We start from the raw sequence: 2,312 nt of genomic DNA, 5'->3' as shown, positions 1-2,312 counted from the left end.
TCGCCGCCGGTCACCGTGATCGTGCCCGCGTCGGCGAGCTGCCCGCCGCCCTCGGCGTAGAACGGAGTGCGATCCAGAACCAGGTCGGCCTCGGTACCCGCGCCCGCCGAGGGCACCGGCACGCCGTTGACCAGCAGGCCGAGGACGGTCGCCTCACCAGTGATCTGGTCGTAGCCGGTGAAGGTGACCGCGCCGGACCGCTCGAGCAGCTCCGCGAACGCGGTGATGTCGGCGTTGCCGGTCTTCTTCTCCGCTGCGTCCCGCTTGGCGCGTTCCCGCTGCTCGGACATGAGCCGGCGGAAACCGTCCTCGTCGACGTTCAGGCCTTGCTCGGCCGCCATCTCCAGGGTCAGGTCGATCGGGAAGCCGTAGGTGTCGTGCAGCTGGAACGCCTGGGCGCCGGACAGCGTGTCCGTGCCGCGGCGCCGGTTCTCCTCGACCGAGGCGTCGAAGATCGCGGTGCCGGTGCGCAGCGTGCTCGCGAACGCCGTCTCCTCCGCGTCGATGACCGTGTGGATGTTGGCCGCGACGCTCCTCAGCTCGGGGTACAGCCCTTCCATCGCCTCCAGCGCGACCGAGGTCAGCTCGTGCATGAACCGCTCACCCGTCGCCGGGGTGGCCCCGGCACCGCCGCGGTGACCGCCCGCCAGCACGCGCAAGTTCCTGATGCTGCGCCGGACGATGCGGCGCAGCACGTAGCCGCGGCCTTCGTTGCCCGGCAGGACGCCGTCCCCGATCAGCATCACCGCGCTGCGCACGTGGTCCGCGATGACCCGCAGGGCCACGTCGGCGCGGTGGTCACGGCCGTAGCTCTGCTCGGTGAGCTCGGCCGCCCGGTCGAGGATCTTCCAGGTGGTGTCGATCTCGTAGAGGTTGTCGACGCCCTGCAAGATGGACGCCATCCGTTCGAGCCCCATGCCGGTGTCGACGTTCTTCGACGGCAGCAGGCCCTCGATGTCGAAGTCGTCCTTGGCCCGGACCTTGCTCAGCTGGTCCTGCATGAAGACCAGGTTCCAGACCTCGAGGAAGCGGTCCTCGTCGGCGGCCGGACCGCCGTCGCGTCCGTATTCGGGGCCGCGGTCGTAGTAGATCTCCGAGCACGGGCCGCCGGGTCCGGGCACGCCCATGTGCCAGTAGTTGTCGGCCAGGCCGCGGTGCTGGATCCGCTCGGCCGGCAGGCCGATCTCGTTCTGCCAGATCGCGTACGCCTCGTCGTCCCCGTGCAGGACGGTGGCCCACAGCTTGCTCTCCGGGAAGCCGAACCCGCCGTCCGCCTCGGACTTGGTCAGCAGCTCCCAGGCGTACCTGATCGCGCCTTCCTTGAAGTAGTCGCCGAACGACCAGTTGCCTAGCATCTGGAAGAACGTGGCGTGCCTGGTGGTCTTGCCCACCTCTTCGATGTCCAGCGTGCGGACGCATTTCTGCACGTCCGCGGCCCGCTTGTACGGCGGCGTCCGCTGGCCGAGCAGGTACGGCTTGAACGGCTGCATGCCCGCGATGACGAAGAGCACCGTGGGGTCGTCGGCTACCAGGGAGGCCGAAGGCACGATGGTGTGCCCTTGCTGCTCGAAATACGCAAGGAAGCGGCGGGCGATCTCTGCCGACTCCATCAGTGGCCATCCTCAGGTTGTGCGTCGTGGTGTGTGGTTTGGTCTGTGGTTTGGTCTGTTGAGAGGGTAGAGCCTGGGGGCGCCGGATGCCGAGCCGTATAGAGCTCCATGCCCTCGCGCACGTCGCGGGTGAACCGGTAGGTCTCCCTGGCCAGCACGACCGCACCGCGGCGCGCTCGCCGGCTGGCCATCCGGGTACCCGCCCGGGTGTCCGCCCGGGTGTCCGCGAGCTTCAGCGTCCCCCCGGGGGTAAGGCTGGCAGACACGCGCCGCCCGACGGCGGCGACACGCCGGTAACCCCAGATGCCGGTCACCGCCCCGGCGGTGAGCCAGAAGCCCCGGCGGATCATCGTTTGGCCTCGCTTTTCGCTAGCTCGCCGCGTTCCATTACCCGGCCGGGGAGCGTCCGCCTCGATGCCCGGCGCAGGCTCACGGCATGCCGCACCCCGTAGGCGAGCGCACCGGCGCGGCCAACCGGGCCGCCCGCGATGGCGCGGCCGAGACCGGTCAGCGCCGTGACCTGCCCGGCGAGTTCGCTCATCCCGGCGCCGAGCTCGTCCATGCTGGCCGTGACGGATTCGGTCTGGTCGAGCTGGCGCCCGGCCCGGTCCACCGCCTGCTGCGCTCCGTCCACCGCCGCCTGTGCCCGGGTGAGCAGCACGTCCCCGCGCTCGCGCACGTCGGCGACCAGCTTGCTGCTCT

The 2,312-nt window shown here is 70.2% G+C and carries 1 protein-coding gene and 1 pseudogene; both read right to left on the bottom strand.

What is annotated here, in order from left to right; all coding sequences use genetic code 11:
• A partial coding sequence (gene alaS / locus VET29_RS37670; protein WP_324929955.1) for an alanine--tRNA ligase occupies positions 1 to 1,610 on the bottom strand: 1,610 nt, incomplete at its 3' end.
• Between the two features lie 346 nt (positions 1,611 to 1,956).
• Positions 1,957 to 2,312: pseudogene (locus VET29_RS37665) on the bottom strand (hypothetical protein); the annotation flags it as partial.

The sequence above is a fragment of the Actinophytocola sp. genome (assembly GCF_035634895.1).
In the GTDB taxonomy this organism is placed as follows: Bacteria; Actinomycetota; Actinomycetes; order Mycobacteriales; family Pseudonocardiaceae; genus Actinophytocola.
Note: the sequence above shows the minus strand (reverse complement) of the source record. Positions and strands in the feature narration are given on the sequence as shown.